The sequence below is a fragment of the Psychrobacillus sp. BM2 genome, assembly GCF_048572895.1.
Classification (GTDB): domain Bacteria; phylum Bacillota; class Bacilli; order Bacillales_A; family Planococcaceae; genus Psychrobacillus.
This window is the reverse complement of the sequence record NZ_CP183878.1, coordinates 3,638,688-3,656,310: the sequence shown is the minus strand read 5'-3', so window position 1 is coordinate 3,656,310 and position 17,623 is coordinate 3,638,688. Positions and strand designations below refer to the sequence as shown.

Here is a 17,623-nt window from a genome sequence, read left to right as displayed (position 1 = left end):
ATTGAATGCCGATTAAGCGCTTTTCAGAAGTGATTGTAGTACACTAGGGGAAAGGAGTGAATCCTATGCCAGCTATCATTTTGTTTGATGGAGAATGCAATTTTTGTGATGCAAGTGTGCAGTTTATTATTAAACGAGATCCAAAAGGCTATTTCCAATTTGCAGCACAGCAAAGTGATATCGGAGTAACGCTCAGGACTAAGTATGCTGTAGCTGACACTTTGGATAGTATATTAGTTATTGACCAACATAAGGTATATAACTCCTCAGATGCTGCACTCCATATTAGCAAACATTTAAATGGGCTTTGGAGCCTTTTATATGTGCTAATGATAATTCCTAAACCTATACGAAATCTAGTATATAAATTTATAGCGAAAAACCGTTATGCATGGTTTGGGAAAAAAGATAGTTGTATGATTCCAGCTCCTGAGATACGAAATCGTTTCCTGTAACAATGTATCATTGTATGTTGTGCATCAGATAATATAGATATAAATAGTATGAGGTGAAATAGAATGGATAGTGAATTATACGATGTAACGATTATTGGTGGTGGTCCAACAGGACTGTTTGCTTCGTTTTATGGAGGATTACGTGATTTAAAAGTGAAGATTATAGATAGCCTCCCACAGTTAGGCGGACAATTGATGGAACTCTATCCTGATAAATATATTTATGATATTGGTGGTCTTCCGAAAATTTTAGCAAAAGATTTAGTAGCAAATTTAGAAGAGCAGGCTGCCTATAGTAATCCGACTATTTGCTTAGAGGAAACAGCAATAGAGCTTAAGAAACTGCCGGATTATTTTGCACTAACAACGGATAAAAATGTGCATTATTCCAAAACGATTCTGCTTACTTCTGGAATTGGCTCATTTCAACCTCGTAAGTTAAATGTTCCAGGAGTTGCTGAGCATGAAGGGAAAAACCTTCATTACAATGTAAAGAGTTTAGAGGCTTTCAGAAATTCTGATGTTCTTGTATTAGGTGGGGGAGATTCTGCACTTGACTGGTCCTTAATGTTAGAGGATGTTGCTTCAAACGTGACTATTTGTCATCGCAGAGAGCAATTTACTGCTCATGAAATGACCATTCAGCAGCTTCAAAACTCTGGTGTACAAGTCAAAACACCTTATGGAATAAAAGAAGTAATTGGTAATGGTGAAAAAATTCAAGAAGTCGTGATTGTTGGAAAAGATAAAACAGAAGAAAGAATCCCAGTAGACCATGTTTTAGTGAACTATGGAAATGTTGCATCCCTTGGTCCTCTAAAAGAATGGGGTCTTGAAATGGAAAAGAATTCTGTAGTAGTCAATGAAAAAATGGAAACAAGTGTAGAAGGAATATATGCTGCTGGCGATGTATGTACGCATGATGGGAAAGTAAAACTGATTGCCGTAGGATTTGGAGAAGTTCCTATTGCTATTAGCCATATTAAAGCATTCTTAGATCCGAAAGCACGTGTACAACCAAAGCATAGTACAAGTATTTTTGAAGAAGTAAAATAAAAAACGTGCAAGCGCCGATGCTTTGGAAGTCAGTTTAAGTTCGCGACATCGTGGTGCTCCTGCGCAAAGCTCGTCGCAAAATAAAAAAACATTTCGCAAAGACTGACTGACCCACTTCCTGTGGGCCTCCGACAAGCGCTGGAAGGATTTCATGTAAAGGCGTCTTTTGCCTTTGCTTAAATCCTGAAGCTAGACAGAAAAAAATCCCATGCCCTCGAGTACGAGGACATGGGATTTCATCTTATCTAAAAAATGCTTTGTCGATATTATATTTTGCTTTTTGGGTATTGATAGCGTATGTTTCGTAAATTTCGCGATCCATTGCCTCTTCTACAATACAAACACTGATTTTGTACACTTCATCACGATGTTTAATCATCGGTGAGACATTGTCTTCAAAGTGTTTTTTAATACGTTGTCTAATTTTACGTGCTTTACCTACGAATAAAAGTTCATCATTCTTATTGTAGAAAAAGAAAATGCCGCCTTTATCACGAGGGATTTGATGGAAGTCGATAAATCCATGAATTGCTGGGATTTCTATTTCTCCTTCTTTAAGCACTTGTTCACGCTGTGTGATGGTTACAGTTGGTTTAGGTAATTCAATTTTAATCATTCGCTCACGTCCTCTTATTGTCTATTCTTTACTATATCAGAACTGGACTGCAATATCTATCCGAAAGGTATTTTGCTATTAGCAGGATTATTTAAAACAAGTGACGAAATTAATTACATAATACTATTTGGAGGTATGAACATGATTAGAAACCTAGAAGATTTTTTAACCGATTGGCAGCATGAAAGTGATTCGACTTTGAAAATTTTAGAAGCTTTGACAGATGAGTCATTACAGCAAAGAGTGTCAGAAGAAGGTCGTACCCTCGGAAAGCTTGCATGGCATCTCGTTACAAGTATAGATGAAATGATAGGGAGAACTGGACTGCAATTTTCCGCAACTCCACATGAAACACCCCAGCCATTGACAGCGAAAGAAATGGTGGAAGCCTATAAAGAGTCTAGTGATTCTATTGTTAAGGCTATAAAAGAACAATGGACAGATGAAAGCCTTTTAGAAGAAAAAGATATGTACGGAGAACAATGGACAGTTGCGACTGTATTGCAAACCTTAATCTCCCATCAAATACATCACCGTGGGCAGATGACGATACTTATGCGACAAGCAGGATTACCAGTTCCCGGAATGTACGGACCATCGAGGGACGAATGGCTGGCATTTGGTGAAGAAGCACCAGAGTGATTAGTGGAATGCTCAAGATTTTAGGAGGATAAGATGAAAGTTTATGATTTACACTGTGATGTACTTTACAAATTAGCGAAGGCGGAGAATACTATTTCATTTGCTGATTCTCCAAAACTCCAAGCAAGTAAGAAAGCGTTGGAGGCTGGGGGAATTGCGCTTCAAGTGTTTGCAGTATTTGTTTCGGATGGTTTTCCTAAGGAACAGTTATTCTTGGAGGCAATTCGTCAAATTGAGTTTTTCCACACAGAAATTGTGGGAAAGGATGACAATATTATCCCCATATATGAATGGGAGCAACTTGGATCACTGAATGAAGGACAAATTGGGGCGGTCTTATCACTAGAAGGGCTTGATATGATAGATGGAGATATGCATAAGCTGAAGCTATTACTATCTCATGGAGTGAAATTAGTCGGTCTTACTTGGAATGGGGCAAACAAAGTAGCGGATGGGTCTTTCGAAGAATCTGGTACGGGGTTAACTCCATTTGGAGAAGAGGTCGTTTCTTTATTGAACGAGCAAAATATAATTGTGGATGTTTCTCATTTGAGTGAGCAATCTTTTTGGGATGTTCTTCCTAAAGCAAAATGGCTGATGGCAAGTCATTCCAATGTAAAGGCTCTATGCGACTCCACCAGAAATTTAACTGACGATCAAATAAAAGCACTAATTGCCAAAAATAGTCCTATCCATGTTGTATATTATCCACCATTTATAAGTAAAACAAAACAGTCCGTAAAGATACAGGACTTGGTGAAGCATATAGAACATATCATTTCTCTTGGTGGTAAGCACCTTATAGGATTAGGTTCCGACTTTGATGGGATCGGTGAATTTGTATTAGGTTTGGAAGATGCATCCAAAACACAAAATATAGTAAGAGAATTATTGGAAAGCTATACAATGGAGGAAGTCGAAGGATTCACATCACAGAATTTTGAACGATTCGTGATGCGAATTGGCAAGGAGGCATAAATTTGGGGGGCTTACCAGATTGGTTTTTTGCAGTAGTGATTGCAGTTGTTATTTGTTTCGTTATTTTAGCGGAATGGTGGACGCGAAGAGGGTAAAGAGTGTGCTATACTAGGTAAATGAAAAAACGTATAGGAAGAGGAATCACATGCTAACATTTGAAGAAAAAGAAGCAATTATCCAAGAATTTACAGAGCTTACTCGTAAAGAGGTATCGTTGAAACGAGTAAATTATCATTATGAAAAGAGCTTATATGAAAAAACAATTGTTATCTATCACCTCCATCCGAATGGAAATGGCTTTGTTTATGTTGGAGATCTTCCGCAATATGAAGCAGCTGACGATAAAGGGCTATTGAATATTCGTGAAGCTTCTGCTGATGAACTTAGAGCGATTATTAAAGATTCAATTGTTTATCTTTCAACAGAAGAAGAAGAGCTTCAGGATGAGGAAATAGAAGAGGTTTGGAAAAACAAAGAAGACTCTAAGTTAACGCTATTACAAGAAGATACACTATGGAATATCTATCACGGATATAACTTAGAAGAAAGCTTTGGTTCTTATAGTGAAGCAAAAACTTATCTTTTAGAAGAAGGCTTCCGCCTAGATAGCAAAAGATAAGGAGGTTCCTATTATGAAGGGAAAGTATACGGTAGGGATATTGATCGCTATTGTATTGATTGCGATTGGTGCGAGCTTTTATTTTATTATGCAATTTTTTGAAGATAATCCAACTCAACCGCAGCAACCAACAACATACACAGAGGGAGTTATTATCGATATCCAAGATACCTCTATTTTAGTAATTGGTGGTTTATCAGTTGAAGAGGCAAAAAATATGTCGGTGGAAGAAGCACTAGAAGCTGGTAATGACGCTACTTGGTTTTCTTTGACCATGGATCAGCGTAGTCGATTAAAGTTACATGATGAAGTGAAGGTTGGATATACTACTCTCGAAGAAGCATATCCGGCTCAAGGAACGGCTAAGACGATTGAAAAGTTAAATGAATAAATAAACCGAAGCTATCTTCCACCAGTTTCCAAAGGTGGAAGGTAGCTTTGTTGTTTACTTACATGGATAAATCATGTTAATCTATTGCTTATGTATTAGTACTATGGAAGAAAGAGGTTTGAGATGACGAAGGATCAACGAAAGAAATTGTTTATATTGATGATTAATATGTTTATAGCAATAGGGAGTTTTGGTATTATTATTCCTATTTTACCTGCTTATTTAAAATCTATCGATCAAGGTGGTCTAGCAGCAGGTCTAATAATTTCCATATTTGCTGGAGCACAGCTTGTGATGTCTCCAATTGCCGGTAAATGGGCAGATAAATACGGGAGAAGAATTATGATTATCGCTGGTCTTAGCGGCCTTGCTCTATCTATGTTTGTATTTTACTTCTCAGATTCTATCGGTATCTTGTATGTTTCCCGTGCCATTGGTGGGATCGGTGCAGCGTTATTAGTACCAGCCATTTTTGCATATGTGGCGGATATTACTTCCATGGACCAGCGTGCAAAAGGAAATAGTTTAATATCTGCTGCAATGTCTTTAGGTATAGTAGTAGGACCTGGTATTGGTGGGTTTTTGGCGGAATTTGGCTTAAAAGTGCCACTTCTTGTTTCTGCTTTGGTAGGTGTTGTGGCTGTTATCTTTTCCACTTTTGTTCTGAAGGAAAGTAAGCCAGCAGACGTAGATGTTCCTGAGGGTAAATCAGAACCGATGATAAAAGAAATTGCACAATCATTTAATAAACCTTATTTTATCCCGCTTGTTATTACATTAGTAATGAGCTTTGGATTACTTGCTTATGAATCGGTGCTAGGTCTATTTGTTGATGATCAGTTCGGTGCCTCACCGCAGGATATTGCATGGATGATCACAGCAACTGGAATTGTGAGTGTAATTATTCAAGTGTTTGTGGTGGATAAAGTTGTTCGACGTTTCGGTGAAGTAAATGTGTTAAGGATATTTTTAGGTGTAGCCGCTTTTGGTTTCCTTCTTTCGATTTTAATATCGAGCTATGCATTTTTCTTTGTCATTACGATGATCATTTTCCTATCGACTTCCATTTTACGTCCAGTGCTGACAACATTAATCTCTAAATTAGCTGGGAACGAACAAGGATTTGCGATGGGTATGAACAATGCATATATGAGTATAGGAAATGTATTGGGACCATTGCTTGCCGGGACTTTATACGATGTGAATATTATTTTTCCGTTCATCTTAGGGCTAGTTGTATTAGTAATAACGACTGTTGGTTCTATAATTTGGAAAGGTACAAAGAAAATAGCGTAGGAAAAGCTGCTCCTTGATATGGAGCAGCTTTTTTAAAAAGAAAGTATATAAAAATGTCCTGTGAACACTGTGTTCATTGTTTGAAGAATGAATAATACAGATGATTTACGTTTCAGGTGTAGTACAAAGGCTAAGAGCGGCACCACGCGATCGCAACGCTTTCGTGACCAACATCCTGTTGGCCTCCGTGGGGTGAGCGATGAGCTATCACCGTCGCTTACGCGTCGATGTGATATCTCATCTGTCTCACTCATCCCACTGGAGTCGCCACCTTTCACTACAATCATATAATGTATAGTTCTCAACTATAAGATATAGCATAGCCTATCGCTAATATGATAATAGTGGCGAAAGTTAATATACTGATAAAACTGTTGAATCAAAGATACTATTCTGTAATAAAAGATGAAGAAAGTAGATCTTCTTTTATAGTAGTGGAAGTACAGTGAAATAGAAAGTGTTCACGAAGCGAAGTAGCGAACGAAATTGCATCTTCGGGCCCGCACGATGCGGGTCAGGCAGTCGTTGCGATCGCGTTGTCGCGCACTTAGACTGTCATCATCTTTCCTCTTTGTATAGGTGAGTATCTTTTCACTAGTTATCCAAAAACGCACTTACTTGTTTCTAAGAGTTGGAGGTGGCGACGATAGACAAACACCATGAGATTACCGAAAATAGGGATGCTGGTTGTGACGTCCGTCACAGCCAGCATCCCTAAAAATTCCCTAGGTAATAATATAGTAAAACGTCTGTCCAAAGCCCTTCGAAAACGATAAAAACAGGTTTTGATATTTAAGGACTCGTGGGTTTTCTTGTGTTTAATTGGAAAACCTTAATCTACTTGAATCGGGATATGTTTGAACTGGATGACATCGAATAGTCCGCTATCAGTCAGTTTTAGTTCTGGTATTACCGGAAGACTTACAAAAGATAACGTTAAGAATAAGTGGAAATCCAAATCTGGATGAAGTATATGAAGCGCTTCATGCAGTTTCTTTAATTCCAGTGCGATTTCTTTAGCTGGGCGATTTGTCATTAAACCTGCAATAGGTAAAGCGAGAGAGGCAAGTACTTTTCCTTCTTGGACGATAACGAATCCGCCTTGAATTCGTTCTAATTCTTGGCTAGCTTTTAACATATCCTCATCGTTCGTTCCTAAGACGATGAGATTATGTGAGTCATGTGCAATGGTTGTCGCAATAGCACCGTGCTTCAAACCGAAACCATGTACGATTCCAAGACCTATTGTTCCGAGAGAGTGATGGCGTTCAATCACGGCAAGCTTAAGTAAATCCTGCTTTACACTTGTTGTGAATAGGCCGTTTACTACTGGAACTTTCATTATTTTTTTCTTCGTAGTAATTTGGTTTGGCATAATCTCCATAACATTAGCTGTTCCGTCATTTGTAAAAGGAATGGCAAAAGAATCTGGTGATAAATTAGGCAGTTTTACTGTATTAGTTAGACGAGTGGATGGTTCCTGTATATTGTATTCCTTCATAAGCATTTCTTGATGTTGTGCTACTTTGACTCCATTTTTCCAAACAGCAATGGCTTTTAAATCTTCTAAGCTTTCCACTAGTAAGAAATCGGCTATAAAACCAGGGGCAAGAGCTCCTTTATCGGTTAGTTGGTAACATTCAGCTGCGTTAAGTGTCGCTAACTGAATGGCCTGGAGAGGCTCCATTCCTTCCTTTACAGCTAGGCGGATAGCGTGATTGATACTTCCTTCCTCAAGAAGCTCATCTAAATGCTTGTCATCTGTACAAAATAAGAATCTGCGAGCGTTACTAGTATTAACGGCAGGTAGTAAGTCCCGTACATTTTTCGCTGCAGAGCCTTCTCTCATCAGGACATACATTCCTTGGGAAACTCTGTCTAATGCATCGTTAGCAGTAACGCATTCATGATCTGTTTGAATACCTGCTGCGCGGTATCCTCTAATTTGTTCCGAGTTAAGTCCAGAGCCATGACCATCAATTATTACTTTCGCGTCCATGGCCATTTTTAGTTTGTCCATCATATTAGACTCAGCAGATAGCACAGCGGGAAAGTCCATTACTTCTGCAAGCCCTAGAACTGCATCATTTTCAAGGAAGGGGTGCAAGTCACTTGCCTGAAGAATGGCACCTGCGTGCTCCATAGGTGTAGCAGGAACACTGGATGGAAGCATCACATGAATATCCATTTCGCAATTTGCTGCATCATCAAGCATAAATTGAATCCCTTCCGATCCAGCTACATTTGCTATCTCATGCGGGTCCGTAATAACGGTTGTAATACCGTGTGGGAGTAATACACGACTGAATTCGGCAGGAGTAACCATGGAAGACTCTATATGAATATGTCCGTCTATCAATCCGGGAATGACATACTTTCCTTCACCGTCTTCTTCGTGCACTGCTTCATAATTTCCTGTAGCATCAATTGCAACGATCATGCCATCCGAAACGACTATATCTGCCTTTATCCATCTCAGAGAAAATACATCTGCAACAGTAGCATTTCGAAGGATAAAATCTGCAGATTGATTTTGTTGTGAAACAAGAATCCTTTTCTCAAGTTGCTCTTTTTCTATAGTCATTAAATTGTACTCCTTTTTTGAATAGTTCTACATATTATACTGGTGTTCGGTAAAAACGGGAAGTTATAATATAATCTACTGAAATTCATTGTCTCAAATGAAGAGGATCCTATTCATTTGACCTAGAAATAAGCATCCGTTATAATTACTTCAAATTCAAGATAAATGAAAGGGAGTTATAACATGAACCATGTTTTTTATAAAGGGGAGGATTCCACCAGACCGACATTATTGCTTTTACACGGAACAGGTGGAAATGAGCATGATTTAGTTGGGCTTGGAAAAGAAGTGGATGCTGCTGCAAACATTTTGAGTGTGCGTGGAAATGTATTAGAAAATGGAATGCCACGCTTCTTTAAACGTTTGGCAGAAGGGGTCTTTGATCTAGAAGATCTTCAGCTTAGAACGGAAGAATTGAAAAAATTCATCGATGAAGCAGCAGAAAACTATGAATTTGATCGAAACAATGTAGTAGCTATTGGTTATTCGAATGGAGCTAATATTGCAGGGAATCTTTTATTTGAATATGAAAATGTATTGAAGGGTGCTATTTTACATCACCCAATGGTTCCAAGACGTGATGTAGAATTACCAGAAATGCCAAAAACTCCTGTATTTATTGGAGCTGGTAAGAATGATCATATGTGTCCAGCAGCAGAATCAGAGGAGCTACAGGACATGTTGCAACGAGCCGGAGCAGAGGTAGAACTTTACTGGCATGCCTATGGTCACCAATTAACTCAAGACGAAGTACAAGCAGCGAAACAATGGTACCAGTCGAAATTCTAAAAAACAAAGCCAAGCAGAATTTTCTCAGCTTGGCTTTTTACATGTTTGGAGTGATTTTAGCCTATTATCTTTCGAATTATTTAGGAAAATTACCCGTTCAGCAAGTAATCGTCAGTTGAAAATAAGTAAGCATCTCAACTCATCATTACAAAAGATAAATTAATGTAATTTTTTCGCTTTATATGGCCCTTTTCTAAAAGGAAGCCACCAGTTCCATTTACCGAATAGCTTCATTAAACTTGGAACGAGTAATAACCTAATAATAGATGCATCAATTGCCACTGCTATTGCAATACCGACACCAATTTGCTTCACAGGCATTACGTCTGTAAACGCAAAGGCTCCAGTAATAACAATCATGATTAAGGCGGCAGAAGTAATAATTTTACTTGTCGAAGTCAAACCATCAACGGTTGCCAATGTATTATTTTGATGCTTCAAATACTCTTCCTGTATACGAGAGATTAAAAATACCTCATAGTCCATACTTAAACCAAATACGAGACTAAATACAATAACAGGAATAATTAATGCAATAGTGGTCTCTTCTATTCCAAAATGACCATATTGGAATATATATACGAGAATTCCAAAAGTGGAAGCTAGACCGATGATGTTCATAATAATCGCTTTCAATGGTATTAGAATAGATCGGAATGCAATCATTAAAATGATAAAAGTAGAACCTAAAATAATAGCCAATAACCATCCTACTTTGTCGAATATCTCATCGAAAATTTCTTGGTTGAATTTAGGTTGCCCACCTAGCTTAAAATCGACACCTAAATCTCTTTCAGACCATTCTCGAACCCAATCCTGTGCCTCATCGGAAGAACCGTTAAAATTTAGAGTGACTGGTACTAGTAATTTATTGTCTTGAACAAATGTATCTAATAAAGGTGTTAGTTGTGCTTCAACTTCTGGCACCATTAGGCTTTGTTCCCATTGCTCAACGGTTGGTATCTCACTTGCTGTGAAAATAGTATCAACCGACTTAACCTCTTTATCCGCGAGTAGCTTATCTTCTATGTTCTTTATGTCTTCTAAACCAGCACTATTATTCCAGCCATCTGTTCGATCGGCAATTATATAAACCGTGGACTGGTCTCCTAAACCGAACTGTTGGTCCATCAGTTCATACGCTTGTCTAGAATCATAAGATTCTGGGAGAGAATCTACCTGAGGAATAGTCAATTCCATATTCTTTACCGGTATTATCCCAATTCCTAAAATAATTAATGCAACAAGGATTAATGTGACAGGGCGTTTCATAACAAAAGAGGCAAAATTACGCCATCTAGTAGTAGCACCTGGTTTTACACGAATGATGGTCCATTTGTTTATACGATCCTTTAAAAGCATTAATAGAGCGGGTAGCAAAGTAATAGATGCTAATACTGCAATCGTTACGACGAGCATTCCGCCAAGTGCAATGTTTTGGAATATCTCGACTTGCATGACGAGCATAGCTCCTAAACCTATAAATACACATATAGCAGAGAATATGATGGATCTTCCGGCTGTTTGAATAGCAGTTTGTACTGCATCTGTTATGGAATGCTTTGCAATTTCTTCTTTATAGCGATTGATGAGTAACAAAGCAAAATCAATACTTAATGCCAAACCAAGCATAGGAATAATATTCATAACAAAAATCGACAAATCCATCGTTTCACTAAACAAAGTCATCACTCCGAAAGCGGAAACCACTGTTACAATTCCTATAGCAAGTGGGATAAACGCTGCAACGACACTACCGAAAGCAAGAAGTAATACGACAATAGCTATCGGTAAGCCTATTGCCTCTGCGCTTGCTAAGTCTTTTTGACTGGCACTATTAATGTCCTTGTTAATAGCCGCACCACCGGTTAAAGTAACGCCTTGCTCTCCGTCAATAGCTTCTCTGATGTCATCAACCACACTTGTCATATTGGTATCGGAGTCAAAGTGAAGCATGGCATAGGCTACATGATCTTTATATAAAGAGTCATCCTCTAAAGGAGATTGAATAGACTCTGCGAGATTTAGCTGTTCTATCTCATTTAATATATCTGTAATCGTATTATTGGAAGTTTGATCAAAAACGACGAATAGGGACTCCGCTGGAAAATCGAATGTTTTCGTTAATTCCTCCATAACCTCTGCATGTTCCCCATCTGTACTAAAACCGTCTCCTTCTAATAGACCAGGTAGACGAATAGCTAATACTGCCAAAACTCCAAATAAAACTAACCAAATGCCTAATATTAGCTTATAGTGACGAGTCACTATATTGGACAAGCCCTCCATAAAATTCCTCCTCAAATAAAACCTAGTTACATTGTAAATCAAAGAGAGTCTAAAATACTAATATAATGATAGAATATGATTAGCAATTCCACAGGAGGGATTCCATTGAAAATAGCTTCACCAAAAATATCAATATCACTAGATGTATTAAATGTACAAAGAGCACTTTTAGAAGATTATTATGTATCAGATGGACTAGTTACTGAGCTAGAGTTAGATGAGGAGCAAGAAGACAAAATTATTTTTGATCAAATTCATTTTCAGGATATCTCTATGGAAGGTGTTCGGTTTCAACAAGTGGAGTTTGTTGATTGTGTTTTTGAAAAATGTGACCTGTCTAATGTTGATTTTGGGAATGCAGTATTCCATCGCGTAGAAATTCAGAGGTCGAAGCTAGTAGGAGCCAATATATCTCAAAGTAGAATGACAGAAGTGAAAGTAGTAGATTCAGTTGCAAACTATGTGAGTATGAGCTTTTCCAAGTTAAAGAAAGTTCTCTTCTCTAAAACTGCATTCAATCGTGCAGATTTTATAGAGGCAACATTTGATAAAGTGAATTTCGAAAACTGTGAACTAAACGAAGCAAACTTTACAGGCACTGCATTAAAAGGGATTGACCTAAGCTCGAACACGTATGAACAACTAACTGTATCATTAGACAAAATGCAAGACTGTACGGTTTCCACAGAACAAGCAATTGGCTTTGCGAAATCACTAGGTTTAAAGATCAAAGAATAGGTTGAATACGAGAGGGACCACGTCGTATAGGAAAGAGTCCCCCCACAATGTAATACAATTCCTTGCTTATCAAACAAAAAATGATCCCTTGTCCTAAAAGACAAGGGATCACTATATTAAAATAATAGATTTAATACTTGGAAAATTACAGCCGCCATAACAGCTGAAATTGGTAAAGTAATAATCCACGTTATGACAATTTTCTTGGCAACTCCCCATTTCACACCTTTCACACGCTGCGCTGCACCAACCCCCATAATAGCGGATGAAATAACATGTGTAGTAGAAACTGGTAAATGAATAGTAGTAGCACCGAAAATAATTAATGCAGAAGATAAGTCAGCCGCCGCCCCATTAATTGGACGTATCTTCATGATTTTACCACCAACGGTTTTAATGATTTTATACCCACCGATAGAAGTACCAATCCCCATTGCAGTAGCCGCTGCCAAACGAACCCATAATTGAATATCGTCATTCGTTTGCCATTCAGCTGCGATTAAAGCCATCGTAATAATCCCCATCGCTTTTTGTGCATCGTTCGTACCATGTGTAAAGGATTGAAGGGCTGCCGTAAAAATTTGGAAAATACGAAACTTTTTATTTGTCCCATATAAACTCCCTTTTTTAAAAATAACCTTAAATAAGGACATCATTAAGAATCCAATCGCAAGCGCTAGAAATGGTGAAATGAGTAACGCTTGAATAATTTTAATGAAACCATCCCAGTTTAAAATGGCAAAGCCCGCAGATGACACTGCTGCACCCGCGATTGAACCGATTAACGTATGAGAAGAACTGGAAGGAATCCCGAAATACCATGTAACTAAGTTCCAGATAATCGCTGAGAGTAATGCAGCTAAAATAATAAGCGAACCATTTTGCAAGGCAAATGGATCTACAATATCTTTAGTAATTGTTTTAGCTACGCCGGTAAAGGTTAAAGCACCAATAAAGTTCATCGCTGCTGCCATTAGTACAGCCACTCTAGGCTTTAAAGCTCTTGTCGAAACGGATGTGGCAATGGCGTTTGCTGTATCATGAAACCCATTGATAAAGTCAAATGCAAGAGCAAAGACTACTACTAGAATGGTTAATATAAATACTGTTTCCATAAGCGTATACTCCTACGCATTTCGCATAATAATTGTTTCCAACGTATTTGCTACGTTTTGGCAATAATCAGCGATTTCTTCTAATTGTTCATATATGTCCTTAAATTGAATAATACGAATAGGATCTTTTTCCTTCAAAAATAACTGTTTGATCGATGAACGAAGCACTTCATCACATTTTCTTTCGTAATCCTTAATAAGAATAGAATGTTCATGCATTTTCAGAAGCTTTTTGTTTGCTAGAAGCTCCATTGCTTTAACGATCTCATCTGTACTTTTCACAATATAACCTAAGAATGTACGCATAGATTCATCAATTTCTATTAATGAAAACATTTCTAAGTGTGCTGTAAAATTATCAATACCATCTAAAATGTCGTCCATACGAATCGCAAGTTCAAGGATATCTTCACGTTCAATTGGAGTCATGAAAGATTTATTTAACATAACGATTAATTCATGTATTAAAGTATCTCCTGCTGTTTCGTAATTTTTTAAGTGAACGCTGATTTCTTTTAAATCTGCAACCGTATTAATGTGAAAATCATCTGCATAATGAGCGCTTTCACGTACGTTTTCGGCAATTTTTAATAGAGATACGAAAAATGGATCTTGTTTTTTTGAACTAATCATAAAAGCCTCCTGGACTTAATTAATATGTTTACTTTTTACTAAAATAGCATACCAAAAAAATTACTAAATCAACACATTTTTTACTCTAGATTCGCTAAATTTACAATACTGTAACATTAGAGGCTGAAAATAGAACAAATAAGCGCTTTTTTGTCGAAAAATAGCGTTTTTTGTCAGAATTTATAGAATTAAAATGCAATTGAAGTGATTAATTTTATTGTCTTTATAAAAAATGAAATATATGAAACTTTCTGAAAGTATTTCCGTATATACTACTAAGATTACTTTTTCGTGGAAAGGGGTGAGTGAAATAGAACAGGTCTTTTTATATGGATTAATCGGTATAGGTTTAATCACTATTTTGTATGTGGTGTTTGCGGATGCAATTGATGGAATGGATAGCGGCATTTTCAACCCGACCACGATTCTTTCTTTCCTACTATTTATATGTGCGTCCGGTTTTATCCTATTAAAACTAACAAATTGGGATGAGAAAATTGTCATTGTGGCTGCTCTTATTATTTCTAGCATATTAGCTTTCTTACTGTACTTCTTTATATTGGTTCCACTTGCATCAGCAGAGGTTTCTACAGCATATACAAACGAATCTTTACAAGGTCAAGTGGGAAGAGTCATAACTCCGATACCATCGGATGGGTTTGGTGAAATAGTAATAGAAACGGTAAGTGGAGTAATTTCTAAAAGAGCAGCAGGCTATGACAATGAAGAAATTGAGTACGATAAACAGGTACTCATCATAGACTTTGATGATGGAACTTTTTTAGTAAAGGAATATGTATCATTAGTATAGTCAAAAGGGGGAACTAGAATGCAAATGGAAATGCTGATAGTTATTGGGATAGTAGTGTTTGTTATAGTTGCAATTTTAGCTGTTTTTATTACGAAATATCGTACGGTAGGACCAGATGAGGCGCTAATTGTAACGGGGAGTTATTTAGGTTCTAAGAATGTTCATACAGACGATTCTGGTAACCGCATTAAAATTATTCGTGGTGGTGGTACATTTATATTCCCGGTGTTCCAACAAGCTGAACCGCTTAGTCTACTTTCAAGTAAATTAGAGGTCACAACACCTGAAGTTTATACTGAACAAGGTGTTCCCGTAATGGCGGATGGCACGGCAATTATTAAAATTGGCGGTTCTATTTCGGAAATTGCTACTGCAGCTGAACAGTTTTTAGGTAAATCAAAGGCAGATCGCGAAAACGAAGCGAAGGAAGTATTAGAAGGTCATCTACGTTCTATCTTAGGATCCATGACCGTCGAGGAAATTTACAAAAATCGAGATAAGTTCTCGCAGGAAGTACAACGTGTAGCTTCTCAGGACTTAGCAAAAATGGGATTAATCATTGTATCATTTACAATCAAAGATGTACGTGATAAAAACGGATATTTGGACTCCTTAGGGAAGCCAAGAATTGCCCAGGTTAAGCGTGATGCTGATATCGCTACAGCAGAGGCAGAAAAAGAAACACGTATTAAACGTGCAGAAGCCTCTAAAGATGCACAGAGAGCTGAAATCGAAAGAGCTACAGAAATTGCTGAAGCGGAAAAGGATAATCAGCTGAAGGTAGCAGAATATCGCCGAGAGCAAGACATCGCTAAAGCTCGTGCCGACCAAGCATATGAACTAGAAACAGCGCGTTCAAAGCAAGAAGTAACCGAGCAAGAAATGCAAATTCAAATTATTGAGCGTCAGAAACAAATAGAGCTAGAAGAAAAAGAAATCTTACGTCGCGAAAAGCAATATGACTCTGAGGTGAAGAAAAAAGCAGATGCAGATCGTTATGCCATTGAGCAAAATGCAGAAGCTTCTAAATCACGTGAAATAGCAGAAGCGGATGCAGAGAAGTATCGAATTGAAGCGAAAGCAAAAGCAGATGCAGAGAAGGTTCGTTTAGATGGTCAAGCAAAAGCAGATTCCCAACGAGCACAAGGGGAATCAGAGGCAGATGTTATTCGACTTAAAGGTCTTGCAGAAGCAGAAGCAAAACGTAAGATAGCTGAAGCTTTTGAAATGTATGGCCAAGCGGCTGTTCTCGATATGATTGTTCATATGCTTCCTGAATATGCTAAACAAATTGCAAGTCCTCTTTCCAATATCGACAAAATTACAGTGGTCGACACTGGTAGCGGAGAAGGTGGAGGGGCAAACAAAGTCACCTCTTATGCAACGAACCTGATGTCTACACTTCAAGAAACATTAAAGGCATCCTCTGGAATTGATGTGAAGGAAATGCTAGAAAGCTATGCAGGTAAAGGGAATATTCGTCCGAGTATAGAGCGGTTAACGGAAGAAATAAAAAGTGTGAATGAAACTCCATAATATTTTTATGAAAAAAACCTATGAAAATATTCATAGGTTCTTTTTAATGTATTTCATTTAAGTTAATTGAATTGTATAATAAAAGCAAACAAAGCTGAATGTTGTCATAGGTATGGGGGGATAAAATATGCTAACAGTTGAACAGATAAAGGATATACGAATGAAGGCATATCTACCAAGAGTATTTACGGACCAATCGGTTACGACATATCTTGGAAGTGCAGAAAAAATTTCTTACTCTTTATACACATTATTTCCTAATACAACAACTTGGGTCTATTATAGCTCAAATAATTCCGCTGATTTTGTAGAGCGTTATACAATTTTAAATGGTGAACTAGAAATAGATTGGGATGGTCAAAAGTCGATATTGCATCGTGGTGATGTAATTGATGTAAATAAATACGGTGGGGTAGTTACTTGTAATGCGGACTCCCATGTGGAGATTTTATTTGAAATGACATCTTCGAAATTTGAGAAAAACTTTTCAGAGCGTGAGATTATTCAACGAGACGCTAAGCGGATTCAAGAAGTGGACGGATATACTTACCATCATTGCTCGCGAATTCGTGATTATTCTATTGAGCTGTGGAAAAGAATGAGACCAAATGGTCAAGGAATCGCTATTCTATCAATGGGTTCCTATTTTCATGATATTGGTAAGCTAGCAATTCCAATAGAAATATTGAATAAAACAGGCAAACTAACAAAAGATGAATGGAAAGTCATTAAAATGCATACAACTTTAGGCGCAGAGATGATGCGTAATCATGAAATAGAACGAATACGCAAAGCCGCTTTTATTGTAGAAGAACATCATGAACGGTATGATGGAAAGGGATATCCATATGGCTTAATAGGAAAGGAAATTTCCATAGAAGCTTCTATTGTTTCGGTGGTGGATGCATTCGATGCAATGACCACGGATCGAGTGTACCGTAAGGCGATGACGATTGAGGATGCCATTCAAGAGATGAAAGATGGAAAAGGCACACAATTTCACCCGGAGGTAGTGGATGAATTTTTAGCAATGCTTGAAGAAAAACAAAATAAATGGATTTAAAGGAGCGAGGTT

17 protein-coding genes are annotated in these 17,623 nt (G+C 37.6%); 12 read left to right on the top strand and 5 right to left on the bottom strand.

Going from position 1 to position 17,623, the window contains the following annotated elements; all coding sequences use genetic code 11:
* The first annotated feature begins 65 nt into the window (after positions 1-65).
* Together ACN6MX_RS17905 and ACN6MX_RS17900 are read left to right on the top strand one after the other, a co-directional pair.
* On the top strand, positions 66-455 hold the full coding sequence (locus ACN6MX_RS17905; RefSeq protein ID WP_419960163.1) for a thiol-disulfide oxidoreductase DCC family protein: 390 nt from the start codon (positions 66-68) through the stop codon (positions 453-455).
* Positions 456-518: 63 nt separating this feature from the next.
* Positions 519-1,511, top strand: a complete 993-nt coding sequence (locus ACN6MX_RS17900; RefSeq protein WP_419960162.1) for an NAD(P)/FAD-dependent oxidoreductase — start codon at positions 519-521, stop codon at positions 1,509-1,511.
* A gap of 241 nt (positions 1,512-1,752) precedes the next feature.
* Here ACN6MX_RS17900 and ACN6MX_RS17895 read toward each other — a convergent pair whose 3' ends face one another.
* Complete coding sequence (locus tag ACN6MX_RS17895; RefSeq protein WP_090566171.1) at positions 1,753-2,127, bottom strand: nucleotide excision repair endonuclease; 375 nt, start codon at positions 2,125-2,127, stop codon at positions 1,753-1,755.
* A 141-nt stretch (positions 2,128-2,268) separates the two neighbouring features.
* Here ACN6MX_RS17895 and ACN6MX_RS17890 point away from each other — a divergent pair, with 141 nt between their 5' ends.
* The 5 genes from ACN6MX_RS17890 to ACN6MX_RS17870 all read left to right on the top strand — a co-directional run bounded on the left by ACN6MX_RS17890 (position 2,269) and on the right by ACN6MX_RS17870 (position 6,053).
* A complete protein-coding gene (locus ACN6MX_RS17890; protein WP_419960161.1) occupies positions 2,269-2,769 on the top strand; it encodes a DinB family protein in 501 nt (166 codons plus the stop codon).
* A 33-nt stretch (positions 2,770-2,802) separates the two neighbouring features.
* Entirely contained in the window at positions 2,803-3,747 is a 945-nt protein-coding gene (locus ACN6MX_RS17885) for a dipeptidase (protein ID WP_419960160.1), read from the top strand.
* Between the two features lie 145 nt (positions 3,748-3,892).
* Positions 3,893-4,366, top strand: coding sequence for a hypothetical protein (locus ACN6MX_RS17880; RefSeq protein WP_419960159.1), 474 nt, complete (start codon positions 3,893-3,895; stop codon positions 4,364-4,366).
* A gap of 13 nt (positions 4,367-4,379) precedes the next feature.
* On the top strand, positions 4,380-4,757 hold the full coding sequence (locus tag ACN6MX_RS17875; RefSeq protein WP_419960158.1) for a YobA family protein: 378 nt from the start codon (positions 4,380-4,382) through the stop codon (positions 4,755-4,757).
* 123 nt (positions 4,758-4,880) lie between these two features.
* Positions 4,881-6,053 carry an MFS transporter gene (locus ACN6MX_RS17870; RefSeq protein ID WP_419960157.1) on the top strand — a complete coding sequence of 391 codons (1,173 nt, stop codon included), beginning with the start codon at positions 4,881-4,883 and terminating at the stop codon, positions 6,051-6,053.
* An 832-nt stretch (positions 6,054-6,885) separates the two neighbouring features.
* On the opposite strand, the gene ade is transcribed toward ACN6MX_RS17870, so the two are convergent.
* On the bottom strand, positions 6,886-8,637 hold the full coding sequence (ade, locus tag ACN6MX_RS17865) for an adenine deaminase (RefSeq protein ID WP_419960156.1): 1,752 nt from the start codon (positions 8,635-8,637) through the stop codon (positions 6,886-6,888).
* 183 nt (positions 8,638-8,820) lie between these two features.
* Here ade and ACN6MX_RS17860 point away from each other — a divergent pair, with 183 nt between their 5' ends.
* Positions 8,821-9,426 carry an alpha/beta hydrolase gene (locus ACN6MX_RS17860; RefSeq protein WP_419960155.1) on the top strand — a complete coding sequence of 202 codons (606 nt, stop codon included), beginning with the start codon at positions 8,821-8,823 and terminating at the stop codon, positions 9,424-9,426.
* A 159-nt stretch (positions 9,427-9,585) separates the two neighbouring features.
* Here the strand turns inward: ACN6MX_RS17860 and ACN6MX_RS17855 are convergent, their stop codons facing one another.
* On the bottom strand, positions 9,586-11,715 hold the full coding sequence (locus tag ACN6MX_RS17855; RefSeq protein ID WP_419960154.1) for an MMPL family transporter: 2,130 nt from the start codon (positions 11,713-11,715) through the stop codon (positions 9,586-9,588).
* Between the two features lie 105 nt (positions 11,716-11,820).
* Here ACN6MX_RS17855 and ACN6MX_RS17850 point away from each other — a divergent pair, with 105 nt between their 5' ends.
* Positions 11,821-12,453 (top strand): pentapeptide repeat-containing protein, encoded by a 633-nt coding sequence (locus ACN6MX_RS17850; RefSeq protein WP_419960153.1) that lies wholly within the window; start codon positions 11,821-11,823, stop codon positions 12,451-12,453.
* Between the two features lie 116 nt (positions 12,454-12,569).
* On the opposite strand, the gene ACN6MX_RS17845 is transcribed toward ACN6MX_RS17850, so the two are convergent.
* Both ACN6MX_RS17845 and ACN6MX_RS17840 read right to left on the bottom strand, forming a co-directional pair.
* Positions 12,570-13,568, bottom strand: coding sequence for an anion permease (locus ACN6MX_RS17845; RefSeq protein ID WP_419960152.1), 999 nt, complete (start codon positions 13,566-13,568; stop codon positions 12,570-12,572).
* Between the two features lie 12 nt (positions 13,569-13,580).
* Positions 13,581-14,201: a DUF47 domain-containing protein gene (locus ACN6MX_RS17840; RefSeq protein ID WP_419960151.1), complete on the bottom strand. Its 621-nt coding sequence runs from the start codon at positions 14,199-14,201 to the stop codon at positions 13,581-13,583.
* A gap of 301 nt (positions 14,202-14,502) precedes the next feature.
* Here ACN6MX_RS17840 and ACN6MX_RS17835 point away from each other — a divergent pair, with 301 nt between their 5' ends.
* The 3 genes from ACN6MX_RS17835 to ACN6MX_RS17825 all read left to right on the top strand — a co-directional run bounded on the left by ACN6MX_RS17835 (position 14,503) and on the right by ACN6MX_RS17825 (position 17,611).
* On the top strand, positions 14,503-15,012 hold the full coding sequence (locus ACN6MX_RS17835; RefSeq protein ID WP_419960150.1) for a hypothetical protein: 510 nt from the start codon (positions 14,503-14,505) through the stop codon (positions 15,010-15,012).
* A gap of 18 nt (positions 15,013-15,030) precedes the next feature.
* The gene (locus ACN6MX_RS17830) at positions 15,031-16,548 is read left to right on the top strand and encodes an SPFH domain-containing protein (protein WP_419960149.1); all 1,518 of its coding nucleotides are present in this window, start codon (positions 15,031-15,033) and stop codon (positions 16,546-16,548) included.
* 127 nt (positions 16,549-16,675) lie between these two features.
* Positions 16,676-17,611, top strand: a complete 936-nt coding sequence (locus ACN6MX_RS17825; RefSeq protein ID WP_419960148.1) for an HD-GYP domain-containing protein — start codon at positions 16,676-16,678, stop codon at positions 17,609-17,611.
* Positions 17,612-17,623 lie beyond the last annotated feature (12 nt).

Coding starts and splice junctions, on each gene's coding strand:
- ACN6MX_RS17825 (WP_419960148.1), top strand. CDS start 16,676: ATGCTAACAGTTGAACAGATAAAGGATATACGAATGAAGGCATATCTA.
- ACN6MX_RS17885 (WP_419960160.1), top strand. CDS start 2,803: ATGAAAGTTTATGATTTACACTGTGATGTACTTTACAAATTAGCGAAG.
- ACN6MX_RS17840 (WP_419960151.1), bottom strand. CDS start 14,201: ATGATTAGTTCAAAAAAACAAGATCCATTTTTCGTATCTCTATTAAAA.
- ACN6MX_RS17830 (WP_419960149.1), top strand. CDS start 15,031: ATGCAAATGGAAATGCTGATAGTTATTGGGATAGTAGTGTTTGTTATA.
- ACN6MX_RS17895 (WP_090566171.1), bottom strand. CDS start 2,127: ATGATTAAAATTGAATTACCTAAACCAACTGTAACCATCACACAGCGT.
- ACN6MX_RS17905 (WP_419960163.1), top strand. CDS start 66: ATGCCAGCTATCATTTTGTTTGATGGAGAATGCAATTTTTGTGATGCA.
- ACN6MX_RS17900 (WP_419960162.1), top strand. CDS start 519: ATGGATAGTGAATTATACGATGTAACGATTATTGGTGGTGGTCCAACA.
- ACN6MX_RS17855 (WP_419960154.1), bottom strand. CDS start 11,715: ATGGAGGGCTTGTCCAATATAGTGACTCGTCACTATAAGCTAATATTA.
- ACN6MX_RS17870 (WP_419960157.1), top strand. CDS start 4,881: ATGACGAAGGATCAACGAAAGAAATTGTTTATATTGATGATTAATATG.
- ACN6MX_RS17860 (WP_419960155.1), top strand. CDS start 8,821: ATGAACCATGTTTTTTATAAAGGGGAGGATTCCACCAGACCGACATTA.
- ACN6MX_RS17880 (WP_419960159.1), top strand. CDS start 3,893: ATGCTAACATTTGAAGAAAAAGAAGCAATTATCCAAGAATTTACAGAG.
- ACN6MX_RS17845 (WP_419960152.1), bottom strand. CDS start 13,568: ATGGAAACAGTATTTATATTAACCATTCTAGTAGTAGTCTTTGCTCTT.
- ACN6MX_RS17890 (WP_419960161.1), top strand. CDS start 2,269: ATGATTAGAAACCTAGAAGATTTTTTAACCGATTGGCAGCATGAAAGT.
- ade (WP_419960156.1), bottom strand. CDS start 8,637: ATGACTATAGAAAAAGAGCAACTTGAGAAAAGGATTCTTGTTTCACAA.
- ACN6MX_RS17875 (WP_419960158.1), top strand. CDS start 4,380: ATGAAGGGAAAGTATACGGTAGGGATATTGATCGCTATTGTATTGATT.